Here is a 22,282-nt window from a genome sequence, read left to right on the forward strand (position 1 = left end):
GTTTAAGAATTGTGGATATGAATATGGTCACTGCTGTTTTAGAGCCTTCGCGGCATCCCCTTGCCCCTTTCATTCATCGCCTTGAGCAAGGTTTACCGATGCTGGAAAATAGCGATCAAAATGTGATGGAAGTAGTGGGCATCCTCAAGAGTTATGGGGTGGTCTTAGATGCCTACTCGAATAATCTGAACTATGTGGCCGAATCGCAATTTCTCAATGTTTTTCCCTTTTTTAAGTATTTCAACGGCCAATTAACGGGCGATCGCCTCCTGAAACATTGGTGGCATGACCGGATTAACTTTGAATATGCCGAATATTGCATGAAGTCGATGTTTTGGCATGGTGGGGGGGGTTTAGATGCCTACCTCGACACGCCAGAATTTATTGAGGCCGCCAAAAAGGCGATCGCCGCCCGCTGGAAAAATAATCCCTTCATGTTGGGTTTGAATAAACTCTTCCCCGATTTTCTCCTAGAGCAAACCCGACAAATGGCCTACTACACAGGCTTGGGTCAGTTTTGGCGCGTCATGAGTGATATGTTTCTCGACTTGAGCGATCGCTACGATGCCGGCGAAATCAAAACCACCGCCGACGTGACCAACCATGTCCTAGCCGGATTGGTGGCTGATGCCAGCCGTCCCATCACCTACAAGGTCGAAATCAAAGGGGAAGTGTATGAGTTGATCCCAGAATCTGCGGGTTTAACTTTCCTGATGGATACCGCCGTTCCCTACGTCGAAGCGATTTTCTTCCGGGGAACTCCCTTTGCTGGCACCATCTCCTACAATGCCCAGGCCGCCCAAGTCCCCGCCGAACAAGGAATCTTTACCTATGGGGCCCTCTATGCCGACCCATTACCCATTGGTGGTTCGGGGATTCCGCCGACTCTGTTGATGCAAGATATGCGCCACTTCTTACCCGATTATCTCTGGGATTACTATATGGGCACCCTGCGCAAAGAGCAGGATTTGCGGGTTAAAATTTGCCAAACCTTCCAAAAATCAATGTTCTGTGTGACCAGTGCGGCTTTGATGGGGCTGGCTCCCCACGGGTTAGAACCCAAAACCCTCGCTGAGCAACAGGCAAACCGTGAATTTTTTGAACATTGGATGGATCGCCTCTTAAGTTCTCAAATTAAAGCTGTTAATAGCCAAGCATAGAGAGAACGGCTGCTTTTCTTATCCTGTAGAAAAACAAGTCAATATTTGGGCTTGGAGTAAATACAGATTCCTTGTGAATGTGCGCTGATCGGATGATTAGTGGAGGTAGGTGTAGCTCTCTAAACTTTGACGATAATGGTTAATCAAAAGCTGTGACTGCTGGAGGGTTAGGCGTTTTTCACTGAGGGCTTTCTCGGTGCGACACCGCATTGTTTCGAGGAGATCGGCCACGTCATATTGCACATACTGCAAAACTTCTTTGATCGTGTCCCCTTCTACGAGGTGTTCGAGGTGGTAACCGTCATCAGTCAGACGCACGTGCACCACATGGGTATCGCCAAACAGGTTGTGGAGGTTGCCCATAATTTCTTGGTAAGCGCCCATTAAAAAGAGACCCAGATAGTAAGGCTGACCATTGGGAGGATGCAGTTCAAGAAGATTTTTACTTTCGGCCTTGGTATCAATAAAACGGTTAATACGTCCGTCGCTATCACAGGTTAAATCTGCCAGGATGCCTTTTTTTGTAGGTTCTTCGTGGAGTCGGTGGATCGGCATAATCGGAAAAAGCTGATCAATGGCCCAACTGTCCGGCACCGATTGGAACACAGACAAATTCACATAGTAGAGGGCGGCCATATTTTGCCAAAGTTCTTCAAAGTCTTCGGGGATGCTGGCTTGCCCTTGGATAATCGAAAAAATCTTTTGACAACAAGACCAGTACAATTCCTCGGCATTGGCGCGATCGCCTAAGCTGAGATAGCCCAAATTAAACAGGCTGATGGCTTCGTCTTTGAATTGCACGGCATCGTGATAGTTTTCCTGGTAATTTTCTGGGGTAATGGTGTCGTAGGTTTCCCGCAAATTACGCAGCACCAAATGCTCTTTATAGTCGGGCTTCGGGGGCAAAATCGGATCAACTTCACTACTGCCGAGGACATCAAAAATTAACACGGCCTGGTGGGAGGCGATCGCCCGCCCACTTTCACTTACCAGCACGGGCACGGGCACGTTGGTTTCATCGCAAGTATCCTGCACCGTCGCCACCACGTCGTTGGCGTAGTTTTGCATATTGTAGTTCTTCGAGGAGGGGAAATTGTTCTTGGAGCCGCTGTAGTCCACCGCGAGACCGCCGCCCACATCCAAAAAGCCCATGGGAGCGCCGAGTTTTACCAGTTCCACATAGATTTGTGAGGCTTCTCGGATGGCAGACTTAACAACACTGATCGAGGAAAGTTGGGAACCGATGTGGTAGTGCAACAATTGCAGGCAATCGAGCATTTCCTCTGCCTGTAGTTTTTCCACGAGCCGCAAAATCTGCGGAATAGTTAGCCCAAATTTAGCGCGATCGCCAGAGGAGCCCCCCCAACGACCAATGCCGCGACTGGCAAGCTTGGCGCGAATGCCCAACATCGGCCGGATGCCCAAACTTTGACTCGCCCGAATCACCAAGTCTAATTCTTCCGGCTGTTCGATCACGATCAAGGCGCGGTGTCCCAATTGGGTCGCCAGGAGGGCCGTTTCAATGTAATGCTGGTCTTTATAACCGTTGCAAATGAGCAGTCGCTCTTGATCGGCCTCTGGTTCTAACAGAGCGATCGCAATCATGAGTTCTGGCTTAGAACCCGCTTCTAGGCCCAGGTGGTGGGTGCGCCCCAACTCCACAAGATCTTCTACCAAATGGCGCTGCTGATTGCATTTGACCGGATACACACCCCGGTAATGGTTCGGATAGTCATACCGGGCGATCGCCGTCGCAAAACAGTCCTGGAGCCGTTCAATGCGATCGCGGAGAATATCCGGAAAACGAATTAAGAAGGGTAAACCAATGTTTCGCTGTTTGAGGGATTCTACCAGCTCAAATAGATCAATACTCGTCCCTGCGTCCCCAAGGGGAGACACCTGCACATGACCCTGGTTGTTAATCGAAAAATATGGTTCCCCCCACCCTGCCACTTGGTATAACGTCTCGCTATGCGCCACTGTCCAACGGGTATTCACTGACTGCTCCAAACAACCAAGGGCTTTGTTCATCGTGGGTTTGCAACCTATTCCATTAAATTTTTGCCGGGCCTGGACAATTTTTGAAAATTGCCACTCTCTTATTTTCCCAGAGACGCCTCATCATACACAATGTTTTTGTGAAAATGCTGGGGAATGATTCGGCGATCGCCCCGCCGCCAATTGTGGCCGATGAACTCTCCATGGTTCTAAATTTTTTCTATACTTCTGGAAACAGACCCTACCGACCCTTGTTAATCTGTTAATAACTTCTGGCCATACCTTCATCCTAAAATTTTCCGTTTATCCTTGCATATGCCGCCAACCCTCCCTTCCACAAAGCCGATCATCGCGCAACAGCCCACACCGATTACAACCTTAGATCGCCCGACCTTTGGTGGCATTGCCCTATGGATTGCCCTTGCTTCAGCCTTCTTTTGCACTACCCTAGGTCTTTTGTTCTATATTCGTGGCATTAATCAAAAGCACAAAAAAGAAGCCAAGCTCAATCGTTACAAAATCAACGATCTCAGGAAAAAACTCAAGTTAGCCCTGAACACCATCAAGAAAATGGAAAGCAATCCGGATTTGGTACACTCCCGGGAATTTAACCTCGATTACCTCCGGATGCGGATGGAAGAAGATCAGTTCCACTACGTGATTGTGAACCAGCTCAAAATTAAGGTGCGTCTAATTATCAGCGTTGCCCTACGCCCCAGTACCGCCGATGTAGCCACTGTGGGGATCGCCACCAGTGGTCGCCCCGTGGATGAAATTTTTGATGTTTATTACGACACGATTAATCGAGAAGGTCAACGTCAAGAGGGGGTTTTATTTCGCGTAAATATTAGCCTTACAAAACTTCCCGCCCAAGCTAGCAGCATCACCGTTGAACAAATTATTGATTGTCTCGAAAAGTTCCTCAATCCCAGTGAAGCCCCTGACTATTGGCAGCCCACGGTGCAAGGGCGTGTCGTCACCATTGAATGGGATCAAAAAGCAAAACCCACACCGCTACTCCTCTTTAAACAGTCAGAAGAAGGAGACAATGTGAGTTTTCGTAGTATTGCCTGATAATCTCTAGCAATTAGAGAAAATTAGGGAGATTTGAGAAGTATGCTTCATTAACTACCCATGCTGGTAAAGAAATCAATGGTGTCCTTCAGGGCAACAATGAATTGATCGATTTCAGCGGTGGTGTTGTAAAAATAGAGGCTGGCGCGGGCACTGCCAGAGGCATCAAACAGACGGTGGAGGGGTTGGGTACAGTGGTGGCCGGAACGAATGGCAACGCCGTCGTGGTCGAGGAGGGTCGCTAAGTCATTGGCATGGACACCAGCAACATTAAAGGCCGCGAGGGCCGCCCGACCTTCCCCCTGGGCATCGGGTTGTTTGCCATAAATTTTTAGGTTCGGGATGTCCCGGAGTCCCTTAAAAAGATAGGCAGTGAGTTCAGCTTCGTAGGCATGGATGCGATCCATCCCAATTTGAGAGAGATAATCCACCGCCGCTCCAAGGGCGATCGCCTCACCGATGGCTGGGGTTCCCGCTTCAAATTTGTGGGGCAGTTCACCGTAGGTAGAATGATCAAAGAAGACCTCAGCGATCATTTCTCCACCGCCCAAGAAGGGAGGCATCGCTTCGAGAATATCCCGTTTTCCATAGAGAAAACCAATGCCCGTGGGCGCACACATTTTGTGACCAGAGCCGACGAGCCAGTCACAGTCCATTTGCTGCACATCAACGGGCATATGGGGCAAACTCTGGCAGGCATCAATGAGAATTTTGGCGCCATATTTACGGGCCGCTTGGATGATCTCCGTCACCGGATTTACATTGCCCAAGGTGTTGGAGATATGAACCACTGTGACTAGCTTCGTTTTGTCGCTAAGTAGCGCTTGGTATTGCTCAAAATCAAAGGTCTCATCCTGGGTTAACGGCACATACTTCAAGACAGCCCCAGTTTTCGCCGCGATCATTTGCCAAGGCACAATGTTGCTGTGGTGTTCCATTACCGACAGGATAATTTCATCCCCCGGCCCCAGATTACTCAACCCCCAACTGTAGGCGACAAGATTAATCGCTTCACTGGCATTGCGGGTGTAAACAATTTCATCACGACTGGCCGCATTGATAAACCGGGCGACTTTATCCCGTGCCCCTTCGTAGCCATCCGTTGCCCGGGCACTCAGGCTATGGATCCCCCGGTGAACATTGGCATTATCTTGCTGGTAATAATGCAGCAACGCATCGAGGACGGCCTTGGGCTTTTGGGAGGTGGCAGCGTTATCGAAGTAGATCAGTGGCTTTCCGTGCACGGTTTGATGCAGGATGGGAAAGTCGTCACGAACCTGTTCGGCAAGGGGTTTCGGTTGGGTTGTGATCATAAGGGATTCACTGGGTCGGATGGGTGAGCGGGAACAGTTGGGGCGGTAATTTACAAGTTAGTCAACGGTGCGACAGGCAACACAACCCGTAAGGGCCTGCTGTAAATGGGCGATCGCCACGGTATCGAGAATTTCCGCAGCAAAGGCATCAATCAGCAAATGGCGCGCATCATAGTCATTGAGACCGCGACTACGGAGGTAGAAAATTTCCTCGGCTTCCAGTTGGCTGACGGTGGCGCCGTGGGCACATTTCACGTTATCGGCGGTAATTTGCAGTTCGGGTTTGGTATCGACTTTGGCCTTGGGAGACAGCAGCAAATTACGGTTCAGTTGGGCCGCGTTGGTCATTTGCGCTTTCTGAGGCACATGGATTTGGCCGTTGAAAACAGACCGGGCCGCATCGTCAATAATGCATTTATGTAGTTGATCGACGCTGCCGTAGGGATGCTGGAGATAAACGGCGGTGTGGGTGTCGCTGAGTTGTTCGGCGCCAACCATGGTTAACCCTTTTAGAACGGTTTCTGTTTGGGGGCCGTTTTGGGTCAGGGTCAGGGTATGGCGACTCAGTTGGGCACCAAAATTAACTTCTGTGAGTTGGTAATGGCTGTCTTGGGCTTGGGCGATCGCCGTATTACCGAGATGAATCGCACCCCCAGCTTCCCGTTGTACCCGCACATGGTTAAGGCGGGCATTGGCCTGCACCCAGACTTCCGTTAAAGCATTGTTGAAATAGCGGTGGGTATCTTGATCGGTGCAACCCTGGGCGATCGCCCCGTAATATTCCACCACATTGGCCTGGGCTCCCGTTTCCGCAATCACGAGACAGCGGGACTGCATAGCCATCGGTTGATCCGCACCGTTGCCGACAAATAGCAGTTGGATTGGCTGTTCAACAACGGTATTTTTCGGCACCCAAACAATGGCGAGATCCCCAAGACCTGCATCATTGAGGGCGGCAAACACATCCAGTTGCTCGGTCTGCTGGCCAAGATATTTGGCGATCGCCACTTTTTGATCCGCCGCTAATGCCGTGAAGTTGCCGACAAAAACGTTGTCAGGTAATCCCGAAACGCAGGACTGGTCGGGGGCATAGTGGCCATTCACAAATACCAAACGACTGTTGGCTGTTTCCGGTAGGGCGAAAACTTCCAAATCTGCCGCCGTTGGGGTTGTCGGTTGCGCCGCCTGAAAAGCCGTATTTTTGAGCACCGATAAATCTGTTACCCGCCAGGCTTCATCCCGTCGGCTTGGGAATTTTCCTTGGCGAACTTTTTCAAGGCCTTGATCGCGAATGGCTTGAAATTCCGCTGATTGGTTTCGGTCAAGTAATTCGAGAAATTTTTCCAGATTGGGATCGACTTCTGTGGGTTGACTCTGGGAAAAGGCGATCGCCGCTGTCATGGTACTGCTAGACATAGTTACACAACCCCCGCAGCCAGTTCTTGATCGAGGAAATCATAGCCCGTTGCTTCTAATTCCAGGGCAAGTTCCTTACCGCCACTCTTCACAATCCGGCCATCGTACATCACATGGACAAACTGAGGCGTGATGTAATCCAATAGGCGTTGGTAGTGGGTGATCAAAAGAAACGCATTATCGGGTGTTGCCAATTGATTAACCCCTTCCGCCACAATTCGCAGTGCATCAATATCGAGGCCAGAATCAATCTCATCTAAAATGCCTAAACTCGGTTCTAATAGGGCCATCTGTAAAATTTCGTTGCGCTTTTTCTCGCCCCCAGAAAAACCTTCGTTCAAGCTTCTTTCGAGGAAACTGGGGTTCATTTTGACCACTTCGAGTTTTTCTTCGATCAAATCCTCAAAATCAAAGGCATCAATCTCTTCTTTGCCCTGATGCTTGAGCTTGGCATTGTAGGCAACCCGCAGGAAATCAAGGTTGCTCACCCCAGGAATTTCTAACGGATATTGGAACGCGAGGAAAATACCATCTAAAGCCCGTTCTTCGGCTTCCTTCTCCAAGAGGTTTTCGCCCTTGTAGATAATTTCGCCACCAGTGACTTCATACTCAGGGTGCCCCGCAATAATTTTTGACAGGGTGCTTTTTCCTGAACCATTCCGGCCCATAATTGCGTGGATTTCCCCTGCTTTGATCTCTAGATCAACGCCCTTGAGAATCGGCTGACCATCGACGGTCGCGGTCAAATTTTTAATCGCTAAAATAACGTCACTCATTGCCTTCAATTGCTTATTTCTGAACTAAAAAACGAATACTTATTTGCTGATAATTGAGGTTTGAAACTACCCAACAGTGCCTTCGAGTTTGAGGCTGAGAAGTTTATCCGCTTCAGCCGCAAATTCCATCGGTAACTCACTGAGCACGTCCTTACAGAAGCCACTAACAAGCATTGAAATGGCGTCCTCTTCGGCGATCCCCCGCTGGGCAAAGTAAAAGAGCTGCTCTTCGCCAATTTTTGCAGTGGAGGCTTCATGTTCCACCTTGGCATTTTGATTATCCACTTGGATGTAGGGGAAGGTATTCGCTTCTGCTGTATCGCCAATGAGCATCGAATCACATTGGGAATAGTTCCGCGCTCCGTCGGCTTTGGGGTGCATTTTCACCAAGCCCCGGTAGCTATTCTTCGACTTGCCTGCCGAAATGCCTTTAGAAATAATTGTGCTACGGCTGTTTTTACCGATGTGGATCATTTTGGTGCCCGTGTCGGCCTGCTGGTGATTATTCGTTAAAGCAATGGAATAAAATTCACCCACGGAGTTATCGCCGAGCAAGACACAACTGGGGTATTTCCAGGTGATCGCCGAGCCGGTTTCTACCTGAGTCCAGGAAATCTTAGAATTGATACCTTTACAGAGGCCCCGCTTCGTCACGAAGTTGTAGATACCGCCTTTGCCCTCTTCGTCCCCCGCAAACCAGTTTTGGACGGTGGAATATTTGATATCAGCGTTGTCGAGGGCCACCAGTTCGACCACAGCAGCATGGAGCTGATTGGTGTCAAACATCGGTGCGGTACAACCTTCGAGATAGCTCACGGAGGCACCTTCTTCGGCGATAATCAGCGTCCGTTCAAATTGACCTGTTTCCCCATCATTGATCCGAAAATAGGTGGACAACTCCATCGGGCATTTCACGCCTTTGGGAATAAAGACGAAGGAACCGTCACTAAACACGGCGGAGTTGAGCGCCGCAAAGTAGTTGTCAGAAGTGGGCACAACGGTACCGAGATATTTTTTGACCAGGTCTGGGTATTCCTGCAGTGCTTCGGAAATGGAGCAGAAAATTACACCGTGTTTGGCGAGGTCTTTTTTAAAGGTGGTCGCAATGGAAACGCTATCAAAAACGGCATCTACAGCGACATTGGATAGACGCTTTTGTTCTGAAAGGGGGATGCCTAGCTTCTCAAACGTTTCTAGGAGGGCCGGATCAATTTCGTCTAGGCTCTCGATTTTTTTAGTTTCTTTTTTGGGGGCAGCGTAGTAAACGATGTCCTGGTAGTCGATGGGGGGATATTTAACATGGGCCCATTCTGGCTCAGCCATTTTAAGCCACTGGTGGTAAGCCTTGAGACGAAACTCCAGCATAAAGTCCGGTTCGTTTTTCTTGGCGGAAATTAAGCGAACGACATCTTCGCTGAGGCCACGGGGAATTTTTTCCGTCTCGATATCTGTGACGAAACCATATTTATAGGGCTGATTGACAAGGGTTTTGACGGTCGCACTCATGCTGGGGTCAGTCTCTCTACAGAATGGGTAATGCTTTCTGGGTTTGGCGTTGTCGGATTAAGAAAACGCGATATGATTAGTTTAACAACTGTTTGGTTGTTTTAGTTTCTATTCAAGGTACTTTAACAACAAAAAAGTTGTCAAATATTTGTGGTAGATCTTGTCTAACGGCTTATCCATGACCCTTTCTGACACCCGCGCCGAAACCCGTTCAACGAAGCATGACATTTTGGAATATTTATTGAAACATGGTCAAGTTAAGGCTGTGCAGTTGGCGAAATCTTTACAAATTAGCCCCCAGGCGGTGCGACGTCACCTGAAAGATCTAGAGGAAGAAGGCCTCATTGAACACCGGGCAAAGCAGGAGGGTTTGGGGCGTCCTAATTATTTTTATGGTCTGAGTCGGGCCGGCCGCGATCGCTTTCCGAACCGCTATAACGATTTTGCGGTGTCTTTTTTGGATACCTTGGCAGAGACGGCGGGGGAAGAGCAAGTTAAGGAAGTGCTCCGCAAACAATGGCAAAAGAAGGCCCACAGTTACCGCGATCGCCTTGGGGATGGTTCTTTGCCAGAGCGTTTAGCCCGTTTGGTCAATTTACGCAAAGAAGAAGGCTACATGGCGGAGGTCATTCCGGCGACAGACCACGGTCACGATGGCTTTTTATTGACGGAACATCATTGTGCGATCGCCGATGTGGCCGAATCCTTTCCGATGGTCTGTGGTAACGAACTGGAGATGTTTGAAGAAGTTTTACCCGACTGCACCGTAACCCGCACTCAATGGATCAACGAAGGGGAACACCAGTGCGGCTACATCATCCAAGCCAAAGATTAATCAAACAAAAACATTAGCTCTGACATTGGGGACAAAAATGGGTCGATCGTCCACCGAGTTTGATCCGTTCGATGGGATGACTGCAAACGCGACAAGGTTCTCCCGTGCGCCCGTAGGTGAGGGCCATACCGCCATAGTTGCCGTTGGTGCCCGTGGTGCTGACAAAATCGCTAAAGGTGGTGCCGCCCTGGGCAATAGAAGTTTCCAGCACTTCAACAATCGCTTTATGGAGCTTCTCGATTTCCGATATCTTTAAGCTGCTAGCCTTGCGGGTGGGATGGATGCCAGATTTAAACAGCGCTTCGTCAGCATAGATATTGCCCAAGCCAGTCACGATGCTTTGGTCAAGTAAAAACGTTTTCATTGGCCGCTGGCGCTTTTCGCAGCAAGTAGCTAGCACATCCGCCGTAAAATCTGGGGAAAGGGGTTCCACACCCAAGCGTGTCAATCCCGTAATTACAGATTCCACAATAGTTCCTGCTGGTACCCACCAAATTTGCCCAAAGGTGCGCAGGTCAACAAATCTCAGTTCGCGATCGCCTTCTATGAAAAACCGCATCCGAGTATGTTTTTGCACAGGCACATCCGGGGTTGTCCAGAGAAATTTCCCCGTCATCCGCAGGTGAATCCCAAGGGTTGAGCCATCCGATAATTTTCCGAGTAAATACTTGCCGCGCCGTTGCCAATCTTGAATAACCAAGCCTTGGATTGCCCCTAGAAAGTGATCAGGATCCACAGGATGGGCTAGGGTTTTCCGGAGGAGAATTTCTGCCCCTGTAAACCGCTGATTTACACTAATCTGCATCAAACCGCGACGAACGGTTTCCACCTCTGGTAGTTCTGGCATGGATTTCCCTGAACGATGTTGCCTTTGCCGATTGAAGCAGTTTTTTAGGGGCGGAGCAACTTGGACGAGACTTGCGTTACTGAATGAAGAATTAATTCTGCATTTTTTAGGAAAGGATGATTTTAAATTTTTTCCGGCCCTTAATCCGATAAATAGAAAAATCGCGGTCAATGGTGGCGACGGTATCTAAATTTAATTTTTCTGCGAGAAGCACTAAGCAAGAATCCGCAAAATCCATGGGTAAATCACGGTACTTTTCTGTCAGTTCCCGTAGCCGCTGAAAATCATGGTTTTCAATTTGATAAATTTCTATACCACCTCTACTAATCCACTCCAGAAAATCAATTTGTGCATTGCGATTGAAATCTAACAGATGGAGGGTTTCTGTGATTGAGGCAATCGTTGTGATCAGCGGCAGATTATTGTTTCTAATGAATTCCAAGGCTTTTGGATGATATTTATCCGACGCATCAAACAGGGCAATCAGCGGCCCAGAGTCAATCAGAATCTTTTTCATGCTCGCTTCGCTTTAAGCTTTTCTTTTAGGAGCATTTTTCGACAGGAAGATAAATCATCTCTACCACTGCTATATTTGCCAAACAAATCTTTGCCAGTTTCCCAAGCACTTTGTTGGTCGAGATTGTGAATGTATTCAACTAGGCTTTTGCGGATTAGTTCAGATTTTGTGATGCCTAAATTTTTGGCCGTATTACTAACTATTTTGTCTAGGTCTGGGTCAAGTCTTAGGGTAATCATCAACAACACCATTATCGTATTGCATATTGTAATACAACAAAATTGGGGGAGTGCTAATGGCTGAAAAAAACTTTGCGATCGCCTAACCGCATCCTCTATTTTGGAAACATCAAATTTTTTCCCCCCCCGAACATCATCATGTCGAAGGTCATTGTCACAGGCGCTGCGGGATTTATTGGCTCTAGCCTCGCAGAAACTCTCCTCCAGCAGGGGATTACAGTGGTAGGTGTTGATCAGGTGAATGACTATTACGACACAACCCTCAAGCGTAAAAACCTAGCCGCCCTCGCTCAGTACCAAAATTTCCAACTCATCGAAGCAGATATCCAGCATCTCGATTGGGAAGATCTGCTGAAAGGTATGAGTGTGGTTTACCATCAGGCAGCCCAAGCCGGAGTACGGGCCAGTTGGGGCATCGGCTTTCGGGACTACACCGAACGAAATATTAATTCCACCCAGGTGATGCTCGAAGCGGCGAAAAAGGTCGGTACTTTAGAACGTTTTGTCTATGCGGGTACATCCTCGGTTTATGGCGATGCGGAAACCATGCCCACCCCAGAAACCATCTGTCCCCAGCCCGTTTCTCCCTATGGCATCACAAAATTAGCGGCGGAACGGCTCTGCTGGCTTTATTTAAAAAATTACGCTGTCCCGGTCACATCCCTGCGTTATTTCACCGTGTATGGCCCCCGACAACGGCCCGATATGGCTTTCCATAAGTTTTTCCGGGCGGCAATCCTGGGTGAAAGTATTGGTATTTATGGCGATGGGAAACAAACCCGTGATTTTACTTATATCAGCGACGCAGTACAGGCGAACCTTTTGGCAGCCCAGGAACCAAAGGCGATTGGCGAAATTTTCAATATCGGCGGTGGCAGTCGGGTGATTTTAAATGATGTGCTCGATGAAATTGACCAGATCGTTGGCAAACCAATTCCACGAAACTATGGCGATCGCGCCCGGGGAGATGCCAGACATACCAGCGCCGATGTGACCAAGGCGAAAACGATTTTGGGTTATGACCCCCAGGTGAAACTCAGTGAGGGCCTGCGGCGAGAATGGGACTGGATTCAAAGTCTGTATTAGTTTGTATGAAAACAATCCCTGAGGCGAATTGATTATGGCGCAAAATTTACCCGCTCCCCCCCAACCTTTGCCCGATGAACTTTTGGGTGAAAATTGGCGTTTTGGCAGCATTCCCGCTGGAGATTTTTGGGATTTGTTTGGCGATCGCCCGATTCCAATTTTGTCACTGCCGGAGGAGTTGCAGCCGGTGAAATTAGGGCTAGCTTCTAATGTGTTGATTCCGGGGACGATTATCTATGGCGGCAGGCAGTCGATGCAGTTGGCCCAGTGGCTCCAGGAACAGCAACCCCAAACGGTTTTTTACCAGGAAACGGAGGCCAACCTCGCGGGCGGACTTGTCCTTACCGGGGCCGATACCCAACGGTGGGTGATCATGACTTTCCATGACGTGGCGATCGCCAGCGCCGGACAACGTTATCAACAACGGCTCCAGCAGGCCCAGGGGTTACATTTTCTCTTGATCCAACCGGACGATTCCGATGTGACTCACACTGCCCTTTGGCTCCTAAAAGCTTAGGGATTAGCAAAAATTTGCCCACAAAAAATCCCAATAAAAAGCGATCGCCACCTGAGAGGAATAGGAGAAGGGCGATCGCCGACAGTTTTTTTCAATACTATTCCTAGACACCTAAACCTGGGTCTAGCTTTCCGTTAACTTGGTGAACAGGTTGTCTTTCACCAGCATTTGCCGAAACATTTCCATTAAAAATTCTTGGGCTTGCTCCAGGCTCAGGTCTTGGGTACGGGTTTCAAAGATTTGCACCTGTAGCCTTTGTTCGAGGGTCAAATTGGTTTCCGGGGACATGGGCAGCTCCTTGCCAATAGCTCTGGCGAATATTGCGAATGCCTCTACTGCATTTAATCTAACCTCTGTCAATCATTCTGTCAAAATTGAAACAAAAAGAAACAATGGGGCGATCGCCTATTTTCCAGGGAGCGGCCCGAAATTCGTTAAGCTGAAAGATATTTTTAACAAACACCGATAAAACGATATTTTTGTAATCAGCCAAGACCCAGAGGACAATTTTTCGATATGCAAAGCTTTGCGGATGCCAAGGAATTTTTCCAATACAGTGCCGGACAATGGCAGTCTCGACGCGTTACCCACCACCTGCCCTTCCGACGGGCCGAATCCGGTGGTTCTAATATCCAAGTCGAAACCCTCGAAAAAGACGATCCCCGCATCATTGAAATTTGCCAGATGCACGACATGGACGCTAGCCTCAGCGTCGGCGGCTCCTATGTCACCTGGGCTGGCACGATGCAATGGGACAAAGATGATGAAAACCACGAAGGTAGCACTGTTTTTGCCCTCATCCCCGATGCTGACAACCCCCGCCAAGGAAAACTGCTGCGGGAGCGCGGCTATGCGGAAATCGTCCCCGTCGCTGGTGAATATCATCTAGATCACGAAGATGGCCTCGTTCTGACCACCGAATACGAAACCATGACGATCTACGAACGGTTTTGGTTCGCCAACCCGGATCTACGCCTGCGCACCAGCACCGTAAAACGCTTTGGGGGCTTTAACACAACGACTTTTTGTATGGAAGAGCGTATCCAGACATCCTCGGCAACGGCGACTGCGGCTGCGGAAACCAATCCCCTTTACGCTATTAGCGGTTGGTAGTGGGGAATTTTCGGCCATTTTGCCCCACAGGGATATCCGTGTTGCTGTGGTCAAAAAGATTCCGCCTGTCCATAGGCTTTCGGAGCAAACAGTGTTAGCATAATAGACTGCAATATTTGTATTTTATTTTCTACAAAAACAGATTATGGCTTTAACGCAAGAGCGTAAACAGGAACTCATGGGCGAGTATCAGGTACACGAAACTGATACTGGGTCTGCGGATCTCCAAGTGGCCTTCCTCACGGAGCGCATTAACCAACTGACCGAACACCTCAAGGTCAACAAAAAAGACCATTCCTCCCGGCGTGGTTTGTTAAAAATGATTGGGAAGCGGAAGCGCCTTTTACAATTTATTAAATCCAACGACCAAGAACGTTATCAAACCTTGATTGGTCGCCTCGGAATTCGTCGTTAAGTTTTTACCCAACCCATGTCCTCTGAACCGAAGCGAGATCGACTCCCCTTCGAGCCAAAGCAAACGAAGCAAAAGGCTCCCAAAAAGCCCCCAGCAACGGCAACGACCCAGTCTAGTTCAGGATCAAATGCACCTAGGCGATCGCCAAAGGATGAGGCCAGTTTATCGGCGATCCCCGATGCAGTGAGCAAACGGATGATTCGTCGGATGGCCTTATTCTCCGGGATTCCCACGGCTATGGGGATCACATCTTTTGTGGTGTCCTACTATATTGTTTCCCGCGAACTGCTGGAGTTGCCCACCATTGCTGTGCTGCTGGTGAGCCTAGGCTGTTTCGGTTTGGGGGTTGTGGGGCTGAGCTACGGCATTCTCTCCACATCCTGGGATGAAAATCGTCCGGGGAGCCGTCTCGGTTGGGAGGAATTTAGTCTGAACCTCGGCCGGATGGTTCAAGCCTGGCGTGCCAGTCGCCGGGAAGCCCGCAGCAAATCTTAAAGTTTAGACCCTTGGTTTTTCAGGGTTTCCGAGCTTAAATATCACGTATGCAGCCTTGTCGGTTATCAAAATTTTCTCAGGTGAATGTGTCAAGATAAGACTGGGAGGGTGGCGATCGCCGACAACTTAGTTTTTAAGAACGTTATCCATAAAAAACGCCCTATTACATCGTTATTCCATAAATAAAATTTCTTTTACCTGTCGTAAATCTTCGAGGAAATACCATGATCGTAGTCATGAAAGTTGGCACTCCTGAAGCCGAAATCAACCGTTTAGGGAGTGAGCTTAAAGAGTTAGGCCTGACCCCCGAAAAAATTGTTGGGGCCCACAAAGTGGTCATTGGCTTAGTGGGAGATACCGCCACTTTTAACATTGAACTGATCCAAGAAATGAGCCCCTGGATCGAAAATGTACTCCGGGTCGAAAAGCCCTTTAAGCGGGTCAGTCTTGAGTACCGTCATGGTCAATACAGCGAGGTCGTTGTGCCCACTCCGAACGGGGATGTCACTTTCGGCCCCAATCATCCGGTGGTCGTCGTCGCTGGCCCTTGCTCCGTTGAAAATGAAGAAATGATCGTTGAAACTGCCCTCCGGGTCAAAGCAGCCGGGGCAAAATTCCTCCGGGGTGGGGCGTACAAGCCGAGAACTTCTCCCTACGCGTTCCAGGGCCACGGTGAAAGTGCTTTAGAATTGTTGGCGGCAGCACGGGAAGCCTCCGGTCTAGGGATTATCACAGAAGTAATGGATACGGCGGACGTAGAAAAAATTGCTGAGGTTGCCGATGTGCTTCAAATCGGCGCGCGCAATATGCAAAACTTTGCCCTCTTGAAGAAGGTAGGAGCTCAGAATAAGCCGGTGTTGTTGAAGCGCGGGATGGCCGCTACCATCGACGACTGGTTAATGGCTGCAGAATATATTTTGGCTGAAGGAAATTCCCAGGTGATTCTCTGTGAACGGGGTATCCGGACTTTCGACAGTAAGTACACGCGCAATGTTTTGGATCTATCGGTGATTCCGGTACTGCGCAGCTTGACCCACTTACCGATGATGATCGATCCGAGCCACGGTACAGGGAAGTCTGAATTTGTTCTCTCGCTGGCTAAAGGGGCGATCGCCATTGGCACTGATTCGCTGATGATCGAAGTTCACCCCAATCCGAAGAAAGCCCTTTCCGATGGCCCCCAATCTCTCACCCCAGACGCTTTCGACCAGGTGATGCAAGAACTGGCAGAGGTTGAAAAATTAACGGGACGTGGCCAAAAGGAATTGGCAACAGTTTAAAGCCCCTGTGATGGCTGGTTAATGTCAGTACCCTAACGTGATATCCCTGCTACTTGGAGTGGGGATTTTTTATTTACAAGTCAAGGTTGCCGCAAAAATCTTGGCCGTTGTAGCTTAAAGGAAGGCACCGGAAGGAATTTAAGGTGATGGAAAAAATGGCACAGCAAGCGGACGTTTTAATTTTAGGAGGCGGGATCATTGGTTTGGCGATCGCCGTCGAATTGCAACAACAGGGTTGTGCCGTGACAATCCTGAATCGAAACTTTACCGAGGCTGCCTGCCATGCCGCTGCCGGAATGCTTGCCCCGGAGGCCGAAGGGTTAACAGGAACGATGCTCGAATTGGGGCGGCGATCGCGCAATATGTACGCCGACTGGTGTCGCAAAATTGAACAACTCAGCGGCGTCGATGTGGGTTACTTGCCCTGTGGTATCTTTGCTCCCAAATCCGTTGCGCCGAGCCAAACCGTGACCGATAGTGCTTCTGTTTGGCTAGACTGCGCCCAACTGACCTACCATGAACCGGGTTTTGGTGATGGGGTGGTGGGGGCCTGGTGGCACCCCGAAGATGGCCAAGTAGACAACCGCCGTTTGAGCCAAGCCCTACTCCAAGCAGCGCGGGGTCTGGGGGTAGTAATTAAAGAAGGCGTTACTGTTTTGGGTCTCCAACAAATCCAAGGGCAAGTGCAAGCGGTGCAGACCGATCAAGGGCTATTCCAAGCGGGTCATTATGTCTTAGCCGCAGGTTCCTGGTCGAGTCAGATTACGCCCCTGCCCGTTTATCCGATTAAAGGGGAAATGATGTCCCTGAGGATGCCGGATCCTGAGGCCCTCCGGCGGGTGATTTTTGGTGATAATCTGTACCTCGTGCCGCGCACCAATGGCACCCTAATCATTGGGGCCACCGCAGAAACTGTACAGTGGCAACCCAACAATACCCCCCAAGGGATCCAAACCCTCCTAAATAAAGCGATTCAACTGCTGCCGAAACTCAAAGATTGGGAAATCACGGAACTCTGGTGGGGTTTTCGGCCCGCAACTCCCGATGAAAAACCGATTCTGGGAGCATCCCCCTGTGAAAATCTCACCTATGCCACGGGTCATTATCGCAATGGCATTTTGTTGGCCCCCATCACGGCGAAACTCATTGGCGATCGCCTGATCCGCAACCAAGCAGATCCCCTCCTCCAACATTTTTCCTACCAACGCTTTTTAGACAACTCAACCCATCAACCCATGCAAAACGGTCACAACAGTCAGAATGGTCAAAACGGCTCAATGCCGAGCTTTTTTATCAGCCCCAAAACCACAACTGCAACGCCAAACCCCACAGAAACCCCTGATCAGCTGGTCATTGCCGGTCGTCGCTTTACTTCCCGGTTAATGACAGGAACGGGGAAATATCCCTCAATTGCCGCAATGCAAGCAAGCGTTGAAGCCAGCGGTTGCGAAATTGTCACGGTGGCGGTGCGTCGCGTCCAAACCAAAGCCCCAGGCCACGAAGGACTTGCCGAAGCCCTCGACTGGCAAAAAATTTGGATGTTGCCTAATACGGCGGGCTGTAAAACTGCCGAAGAAGCGATCCGGGTAGCTCGTTTAGGTCGGGAAATGGCTCGTCTGTTAGGCCAAGAAGATAACAACTTTGTCAAATTAGAAGTGATCCCCGATGCCCGCTACCTGCTGCCGGATCCCATCGGTACCCTCGAAGCCGCAGCACAATTGGTCAAAGAAGGGTTTGCGGTGCTGCCCTATATCAATGCCGATCCTCTGTTGGCGAAACGCCTAGAGGAAGTGGGCTGTGCCACGGTGATGCCCCTCGGTTCTCCCATTGGGTCTGGCCAGGGGATTCAAAATGAAGCCAACATCAAAATTATTATTGAACAGAGCAAGGTTCCCGTGGTGATTGATGCAGGGATTGGCTCCCCTAGTGAAGCGGCCTACGGGATGGAATTAGGAGCCGATGCGCTACTGGTCAATTCGGCGATCGCCCTCGCTAAAGATCCCGTACAAATGGGTCGAGCCATGGGGTTAGCCACCACTGCCGGCCGCCTCGCTCACCTGGCCGGGCGCATTCCAGTTCAACATATTGCCAGTGCCAGTTCTCCCCAAACTGGACTGGTTAGCACCTAAGTTCCTTCTGTCGATTGAATGCGGCGATCGCATCATCAATATTCTGATTTCGCAAAAGCGAGCCAGGCCCGTAGTTAACACTACAAAATCTCCCTGACTGAATGTTTACCTTGGTCAAATCACCCTGGATATCCAGCCGACGCCCATAGCAACATCAGTATTGAAATCAGGATTAACTCCATGACTGACGCCGCCACAATCCAAAAAATCAAACTCACAAAAATCGAACAAGCCAAACAAGCCAAACCCGGCTTAGCGATTAAAGATGAGTTGGCAACCCTGGCCCAGGCTGGCTGGGAAGCCATGGATCAAGATGACTTAATCATTCGTCTTAAATTTCTGGGACTTTTTCACCGACCGGTGACCCCAGGTAAATTTATGCTGCGTCTGCGGACTCCCCACGGCATCCTCAACAGTGCCCAAGTGCGCGCCCTAGCAGAAATTGTGCAACGCTACGGCGAAGACGGGAGTGCCGACATCACAACCCGCCAAAACATCCAATTACGCGGCATTCGTCTGGAAGACACCCCAGAGATTTTGACGAAATTAAAGCAAGTGGGCCTCAGCACGGTACAGTCTGGCCACGATAACGTGCGCAACATTACAGGGTCTCCCGTTGCTGGTATCGATCCAGAAGAATATTTTGATACCCGGGAACTCGCGGCCCAACTCCAAAATATGATCACCAATTACGGTGAAGGCAGTCTCGAATTTAGTGACCTCCCCCGGAAGTTTAATATCTGTCTAGAAGGAGCGCCGGATAATTCTTCCCACGTAGAAATTAATGACATTGGTTTTGTCCCGGCCTTTAAGGATGGGCAATTTGGCTTCAATGTCCTGGTTGGCGGATATTTTTCTGCCCAGCGACAAGCCGAAGGGATTTCGATTAATGTTTGGGTTCCCCCCAATGAGGCTGTCCTTGCGGTCAGTCGTGGCATTTTAGCGCTATATACCCGCCATAGTGCCGAGGAAGGTCTCCGGGGAAATCGGGCCAAAGCGCGGGTGTTGTGGCTGGTTGAAGCGTGGGGTGTCGATGCTTTCCGGGCGAGATTAGAAGCAGAAATTGGCCAATCTTTAGAACCGGCAGCCCCAGAACACGCCTTAACCATGGATAAGCGAGATCACATCGGTGTCTATGCCCAAAAACAAGCAGGTTATCACTACGTGGGCCTGCATGTCCCCGCCGGACGCTTGACCGCAGAGGACATGTTCGAGGTGGCACGCCTCGCAGAAACCTATGGTAATGGCGAAATTCGGGCCACGGTGGAAGAGAATTTTATTATTCCCTACGTTAAAAGCGAAAATGTTGAGGCGCTACTTCAGGAACCGTTGCTAGAAAAATTCTCGGTGAATCCTTCGACCCTGGTACGTTCTTTTGTGTCCTGCACAGGGAATCGCTACTGCAATTTTGCCCTTGTGGAGACGAAGGAACAGGGGTTAGCTTTGGCCCGTGAATTGGATGCCGAATTAGATATTCCCCAAAGGGTACGAATGCACTGGACTGGCTGCCCAAATTCCTGTGGTCAAGCCCAGGTGGGTGATATCGGCTTTATCGGCTCTAAAGCGAAAGTTGATGGGGCGATTGTCGAAGCGGTTAATGTGCTCACTGGGGGAACGGTCGGTAACCAGGCGAGCCTCGGTGCGCCGGTAGCTCAGAAAGTGCCCTGTGGGGACACCCTCAAGGCAACTGTGAAGCATATTTTAATCGAACAGTTTGGAGCAACGCCGAAGTCGGAGTAGGCTGAAGTGCGCCTAATTTTGCTTTAATCTTAAAAACCTACAATCCCACAGAGTCACTGACGGATTCTGTGGGATTTTTGCTGGATGGAATTTGTTGGGACGAAGAGACTAAATTTTTTCGCTGACCCAGATTCGATAGAGCTTACCATTCGCATCTGTTAACCAGTGGGCCACGAGGCGAGTCGGCACATTTCGATCTGTTTTGAGGGGAAAAGGGATCGAAGTTTGGGGGGTGGTTGGATTAGCAACATGATGCATTGTTCAAATCTCCTGGACACGCCAATAGGTAATGAAAGGATTAAGTCATAATTTACTTTTTCTTAACCTTAGTTTTAGTATACACCGAAGCTTTTGGGAGATTTCCTTTGTATCAGGGTTTTTAAACGGAAAAGTCCGTAAGGATATAGTTAATCTATTCTTAACCTTAGAGCGGGATTGGGGGCGATCGCCTTGCCTCTGGGGATAACCTCAGGCGACGAATTCACGGGAGGCAGCTTTTTAATTATTCGTTACAAACTTCATGAAAAATCACATTCACCGAGGCCGAAAACGTGCCAATTCAGGTTAGTCTGGAATACTAGTTTGACCTGTGTCGACCTAAAGAAGCCTTGCAACATCAGCCTTTGGGCCATCAGGTAAACCCTTTTAATAAATAAAACTTCTTCCCACGCAACCATGACAGCTTTGCAAACAGAATCCACCAATGCCAGCCCCGCTAAGCCTGTGCCCCCCAGTGATTCCAAAGAACGGGTGAGCCAGTTTATGCAGCAAATCCAGGACAAAATTTGTCAGGGATTAGAGGTGGCCGACGGAAAAGGAAAATTTCAGGAAGATTCTTGGCAGCGACAGGAGGGCGGCGGCGGTCGTTCTCGGGTAATGCGTGAGGGGAATGTCCTAGAACAGGGGGGCGTCAATTTCTCTGAGGTATGGGGTGATCAACTGCCGCCTTCTATTTTGAAACAGCGCCCTGAAGCCGCAGGCCACGGGTTCTATGCCACGGGCACATCAATGGTTTTACATCCGCGCAATCCTTATATCCCAACGGTTCACCTCAACTATCGCTATTTTGAAGCTGGCCCTGTCTGGTGGTTTGGCGGTGGTGCAGATTTGACGCCCTACTATCCTTTTGCTGAGGATGCGGCCCATTTCCACAAAACCTACCAAGCCGCCTGCGATCGCCACCACAAGGAGTATTACAACGTCTTTAAGCGCTGGTGTGATGAATATTTCTACCTGAAGCACCGGGACGAAACCCGTGGAGTCGGTGGATTGTTCTTCGACTATCAAGATGGCACCGGGGAACTGTATAAAGGCCCCCACCCCGATAAAGCTGCTGCTGCCTACAGTAAGGATTTAGGGGAACAGCCCCAGCGCAGTTGGGAAGATCTTTTTGCGTTTGTGCAAGACTGTGGTGGTTCCTTCCTCGATTCCTATGTGCCGATCATTGAACGGCGACGCAACACAGAATATGGCGATCGCGAACGACAATTCCAGCTTTACCGCCGGGGCCGCTACGTCGAATTTAACCTCGTCTATGACCGGGGAACTATTTTCGGCTTGCAGACCAATGGCCGTACCGAATCGATTTTGATGTCTTTACCGCCCCTGGTGCGCTGGGAATATAGCTATAGCCCAGAGCCTGGCACCCCAGAAGCAGAACTTTATGAACGGTTCCTCAAGCCCCAGGATTGGGCCAACTGGCAAGGTTAAGAATCGGTCTCTTTTAAAGAGTCAAAATCGAAAGGGAAAATTGTAGTGATCACTGGGGCAAATCTGGGGGCACGAACGCCGAGATTTCCCCAGAATTTTGATTTGGGGCATAATAG

The 22,282-nt window shown here is 49.6% G+C and carries 22 protein-coding genes; 12 read left to right on the top strand and 10 right to left on the bottom strand.

Annotated features, from left to right (window positions below; all coding sequences use genetic code 11):
• Window positions 1-23 precede the first annotated feature (23 nt).
• A complete protein-coding gene (locus AWQ23_RS09210) occupies window positions 24-1,160 on the top strand; it encodes a CO2 hydration protein (RefSeq protein ID WP_041443893.1) in 1,137 nt (378 codons plus the stop codon).
• 96 nt (window positions 1,161-1,256) lie between these two features.
• On the opposite strand, the gene speA is transcribed toward AWQ23_RS09210, so the two are convergent.
• Window positions 1,257-3,191 carry a biosynthetic arginine decarboxylase gene (speA, locus tag AWQ23_RS09215; protein WP_062434709.1) on the bottom strand — a complete coding sequence of 645 codons (1,935 nt, stop codon included), beginning with the start codon at window positions 3,189-3,191 and terminating at the stop codon, window positions 1,257-1,259.
• A gap of 282 nt (window positions 3,192-3,473) precedes the next feature.
• Here speA and AWQ23_RS09220 point away from each other — a divergent pair, with 282 nt between their 5' ends.
• Window positions 3,474-4,232 carry a hypothetical protein gene (locus AWQ23_RS09220; RefSeq protein WP_062434713.1) on the top strand — a complete coding sequence of 253 codons (759 nt, stop codon included), beginning with the start codon at window positions 3,474-3,476 and terminating at the stop codon, window positions 4,230-4,232.
• Window positions 4,233-4,282: 50 nt separating this feature from the next.
• On the opposite strand, the gene AWQ23_RS09225 is transcribed toward AWQ23_RS09220, so the two are convergent.
• From AWQ23_RS09225 to sufB, 4 genes are all read right to left on the bottom strand, one after another.
• Window positions 4,283-5,545: a SufS family cysteine desulfurase gene (locus AWQ23_RS09225; RefSeq protein ID WP_062434716.1), complete on the bottom strand. Its 1,263-nt coding sequence runs from the start codon at window positions 5,543-5,545 to the stop codon at window positions 4,283-4,285.
• A 57-nt stretch (window positions 5,546-5,602) separates the two neighbouring features.
• Window positions 5,603-6,961 (bottom strand): Fe-S cluster assembly protein SufD, encoded by a 1,359-nt coding sequence (gene sufD, locus AWQ23_RS09230; protein ID WP_157072213.1) that lies wholly within the window; start codon window positions 6,959-6,961, stop codon window positions 5,603-5,605.
• A gap of 2 nt (window positions 6,962-6,963) precedes the next feature.
• On the bottom strand, window positions 6,964-7,737 hold the full coding sequence (gene sufC / locus AWQ23_RS09235; protein WP_062434719.1) for a Fe-S cluster assembly ATPase SufC: 774 nt from the start codon (window positions 7,735-7,737) through the stop codon (window positions 6,964-6,966).
• A 66-nt stretch (window positions 7,738-7,803) separates the two neighbouring features.
• Window positions 7,804-9,243: a Fe-S cluster assembly protein SufB gene (gene sufB, locus AWQ23_RS09240; RefSeq protein ID WP_012307425.1), complete on the bottom strand. Its 1,440-nt coding sequence runs from the start codon at window positions 9,241-9,243 to the stop codon at window positions 7,804-7,806.
• A gap of 178 nt (window positions 9,244-9,421) precedes the next feature.
• Between sufB and sufR the strand changes: the two genes are divergently transcribed.
• Window positions 9,422-10,078 carry an iron-sulfur cluster biosynthesis transcriptional regulator SufR gene (gene sufR / locus AWQ23_RS09245; RefSeq protein WP_030006369.1) on the top strand — a complete coding sequence of 219 codons (657 nt, stop codon included), beginning with the start codon at window positions 9,422-9,424 and terminating at the stop codon, window positions 10,076-10,078.
• 13 nt (window positions 10,079-10,091) lie between these two features.
• Here the strand turns inward: sufR and AWQ23_RS09250 are convergent, their stop codons facing one another.
• From AWQ23_RS09250 to AWQ23_RS16340, 3 genes are all read right to left on the bottom strand, one after another.
• Window positions 10,092-10,925: a DNA-formamidopyrimidine glycosylase gene (locus AWQ23_RS09250; protein WP_062434723.1), complete on the bottom strand. Its 834-nt coding sequence runs from the start codon at window positions 10,923-10,925 to the stop codon at window positions 10,092-10,094.
• A gap of 106 nt (window positions 10,926-11,031) precedes the next feature.
• Entirely contained in the window at window positions 11,032-11,442 is a 411-nt protein-coding gene (locus tag AWQ23_RS09255; RefSeq protein ID WP_062434726.1) for a type II toxin-antitoxin system VapC family toxin, read from the bottom strand.
• Complete coding sequence (locus AWQ23_RS16340) at window positions 11,439-11,693, bottom strand: ribbon-helix-helix protein, CopG family (RefSeq protein ID WP_012307429.1); 255 nt, start codon at window positions 11,691-11,693, stop codon at window positions 11,439-11,441. Before AWQ23_RS16340 ends, AWQ23_RS09255 begins: the two co-directional genes overlap by 4 nt.
• 126 nt (window positions 11,694-11,819) lie before the next feature.
• Here AWQ23_RS16340 and AWQ23_RS09265 point away from each other — a divergent pair, with 126 nt between their 5' ends.
• Window positions 11,820-12,767 (top strand): NAD-dependent epimerase/dehydratase family protein, encoded by a 948-nt coding sequence (locus tag AWQ23_RS09265; protein ID WP_062436618.1) that lies wholly within the window; start codon window positions 11,820-11,822, stop codon window positions 12,765-12,767.
• Between the two features lie 34 nt (window positions 12,768-12,801).
• Window positions 12,802-13,284 (top strand): Tab2 family RNA-binding protein, encoded by a 483-nt coding sequence (locus tag AWQ23_RS09270; RefSeq protein WP_062434728.1) that lies wholly within the window; start codon window positions 12,802-12,804, stop codon window positions 13,282-13,284.
• Between the two features lie 123 nt (window positions 13,285-13,407).
• On the opposite strand, the gene AWQ23_RS09275 is transcribed toward AWQ23_RS09270, so the two are convergent.
• Window positions 13,408-13,572, bottom strand: a complete 165-nt coding sequence (locus AWQ23_RS09275) for an NblA/ycf18 family protein (protein ID WP_030006375.1) — start codon at window positions 13,570-13,572, stop codon at window positions 13,408-13,410.
• 228 nt (window positions 13,573-13,800) lie between these two features.
• Between AWQ23_RS09275 and AWQ23_RS09285 the strand changes: the two genes are divergently transcribed.
• From AWQ23_RS09285 to AWQ23_RS09310, 6 genes are all read left to right on the top strand, one after another.
• Complete coding sequence (locus AWQ23_RS09285) at window positions 13,801-14,397, top strand: phycobiliprotein lyase (protein ID WP_030006376.1); 597 nt, start codon at window positions 13,801-13,803, stop codon at window positions 14,395-14,397.
• 145 nt (window positions 14,398-14,542) lie between these two features.
• A complete protein-coding gene (rpsO, locus tag AWQ23_RS09290) occupies window positions 14,543-14,812 on the top strand; it encodes a 30S ribosomal protein S15 (protein WP_012307434.1) in 270 nt (89 codons plus the stop codon).
• Between the two features lie 15 nt (window positions 14,813-14,827).
• Window positions 14,828-15,307 (top strand): PAM68 family protein, encoded by a 480-nt coding sequence (locus tag AWQ23_RS09295; RefSeq protein WP_062434734.1) that lies wholly within the window; start codon window positions 14,828-14,830, stop codon window positions 15,305-15,307.
• A 224-nt stretch (window positions 15,308-15,531) separates the two neighbouring features.
• Window positions 15,532-16,587 carry a 3-deoxy-7-phosphoheptulonate synthase gene (gene aroF / locus AWQ23_RS09300; protein WP_062434737.1) on the top strand — a complete coding sequence of 352 codons (1,056 nt, stop codon included), beginning with the start codon at window positions 15,532-15,534 and terminating at the stop codon, window positions 16,585-16,587.
• A gap of 155 nt (window positions 16,588-16,742) precedes the next feature.
• A complete protein-coding gene (thiO, locus tag AWQ23_RS16505) occupies window positions 16,743-18,716 on the top strand; it encodes a glycine oxidase ThiO (RefSeq protein ID WP_062436620.1) in 1,974 nt (657 codons plus the stop codon).
• 180 nt (window positions 18,717-18,896) lie between these two features.
• Window positions 18,897-20,456: a ferredoxin--nitrite reductase gene (locus tag AWQ23_RS09310; protein ID WP_062434740.1), complete on the top strand. Its 1,560-nt coding sequence runs from the start codon at window positions 18,897-18,899 to the stop codon at window positions 20,454-20,456.
• Window positions 20,457-20,564: 108 nt separating this feature from the next.
• On the opposite strand, the gene AWQ23_RS16185 is transcribed toward AWQ23_RS09310, so the two are convergent.
• Complete coding sequence (locus AWQ23_RS16185; protein ID WP_157094607.1) at window positions 20,565-20,714, bottom strand: hypothetical protein; 150 nt, start codon at window positions 20,712-20,714, stop codon at window positions 20,565-20,567.
• Window positions 20,715-21,131: 417 nt separating this feature from the next.
• Between AWQ23_RS16185 and hemF the strand changes: the two genes are divergently transcribed.
• The gene (gene hemF, locus AWQ23_RS09315) at window positions 21,132-22,166 is read left to right on the top strand and encodes an oxygen-dependent coproporphyrinogen oxidase (protein ID WP_062434743.1); all 1,035 of its coding nucleotides are present in this window, start codon (window positions 21,132-21,134) and stop codon (window positions 22,164-22,166) included.
• Window positions 22,167-22,282: the final 116 nt, after the last annotated feature.

Source organism: Picosynechococcus sp. PCC 73109, from assembly GCF_001521855.1.
Classification (GTDB): Bacteria; Cyanobacteriota; Cyanobacteriia; order Cyanobacteriales; family MRBY01; genus MRBY01.

Coding starts and splice junctions, on each gene's coding strand:
- sufC (WP_062434719.1), bottom strand. CDS start 7,737: ATGAGTGACGTTATTTTAGCGATTAAAAATTTGACCGCGACCGTCGAT.
- AWQ23_RS09310 (WP_062434740.1), top strand. CDS start 18,897: ATGACTGACGCCGCCACAATCCAAAAAATCAAACTCACAAAAATCGAA.
- rpsO (WP_012307434.1), top strand. CDS start 14,543: ATGGCTTTAACGCAAGAGCGTAAACAGGAACTCATGGGCGAGTATCAG.
- AWQ23_RS09255 (WP_062434726.1), bottom strand. CDS start 11,442: ATGAAAAAGATTCTGATTGACTCTGGGCCGCTGATTGCCCTGTTTGAT.
- AWQ23_RS09275 (WP_030006375.1), bottom strand. CDS start 13,572: ATGTCCCCGGAAACCAATTTGACCCTCGAACAAAGGCTACAGGTGCAA.
- sufB (WP_012307425.1), bottom strand. CDS start 9,243: ATGAGTGCGACCGTCAAAACCCTTGTCAATCAGCCCTATAAATATGGT.
- AWQ23_RS16185 (WP_157094607.1), bottom strand. CDS start 20,714: ATGCATCATGTTGCTAATCCAACCACCCCCCAAACTTCGATCCCTTTT.
- aroF (WP_062434737.1), top strand. CDS start 15,532: ATGATCGTAGTCATGAAAGTTGGCACTCCTGAAGCCGAAATCAACCGT.
- thiO (WP_062436620.1), top strand. CDS start 16,743: ATGGCACAGCAAGCGGACGTTTTAATTTTAGGAGGCGGGATCATTGGT.
- AWQ23_RS09285 (WP_030006376.1), top strand. CDS start 13,801: ATGCAAAGCTTTGCGGATGCCAAGGAATTTTTCCAATACAGTGCCGGA.
- AWQ23_RS16340 (WP_012307429.1), bottom strand. CDS start 11,693: ATGGTGTTGTTGATGATTACCCTAAGACTTGACCCAGACCTAGACAAA.
- AWQ23_RS09265 (WP_062436618.1), top strand. CDS start 11,820: ATGTCGAAGGTCATTGTCACAGGCGCTGCGGGATTTATTGGCTCTAGC.
- AWQ23_RS09220 (WP_062434713.1), top strand. CDS start 3,474: ATGCCGCCAACCCTCCCTTCCACAAAGCCGATCATCGCGCAACAGCCC.
- speA (WP_062434709.1), bottom strand. CDS start 3,191: ATGAACAAAGCCCTTGGTTGTTTGGAGCAGTCAGTGAATACCCGTTGG.
- AWQ23_RS09270 (WP_062434728.1), top strand. CDS start 12,802: ATGGCGCAAAATTTACCCGCTCCCCCCCAACCTTTGCCCGATGAACTT.
- AWQ23_RS09225 (WP_062434716.1), bottom strand. CDS start 5,545: ATGATCACAACCCAACCGAAACCCCTTGCCGAACAGGTTCGTGACGAC.
- sufD (WP_157072213.1), bottom strand. CDS start 6,961: ATGTCTAGCAGTACCATGACAGCGGCGATCGCCTTTTCCCAGAGTCAA.
- AWQ23_RS09295 (WP_062434734.1), top strand. CDS start 14,828: ATGTCCTCTGAACCGAAGCGAGATCGACTCCCCTTCGAGCCAAAGCAA.
- AWQ23_RS09250 (WP_062434723.1), bottom strand. CDS start 10,925: ATGCCAGAACTACCAGAGGTGGAAACCGTTCGTCGCGGTTTGATGCAG.
- AWQ23_RS09210 (WP_041443893.1), top strand. CDS start 24: ATGGTCACTGCTGTTTTAGAGCCTTCGCGGCATCCCCTTGCCCCTTTC.
- hemF (WP_062434743.1), top strand. CDS start 21,132: ATGACAGCTTTGCAAACAGAATCCACCAATGCCAGCCCCGCTAAGCCT.
- sufR (WP_030006369.1), top strand. CDS start 9,422: ATGACCCTTTCTGACACCCGCGCCGAAACCCGTTCAACGAAGCATGAC.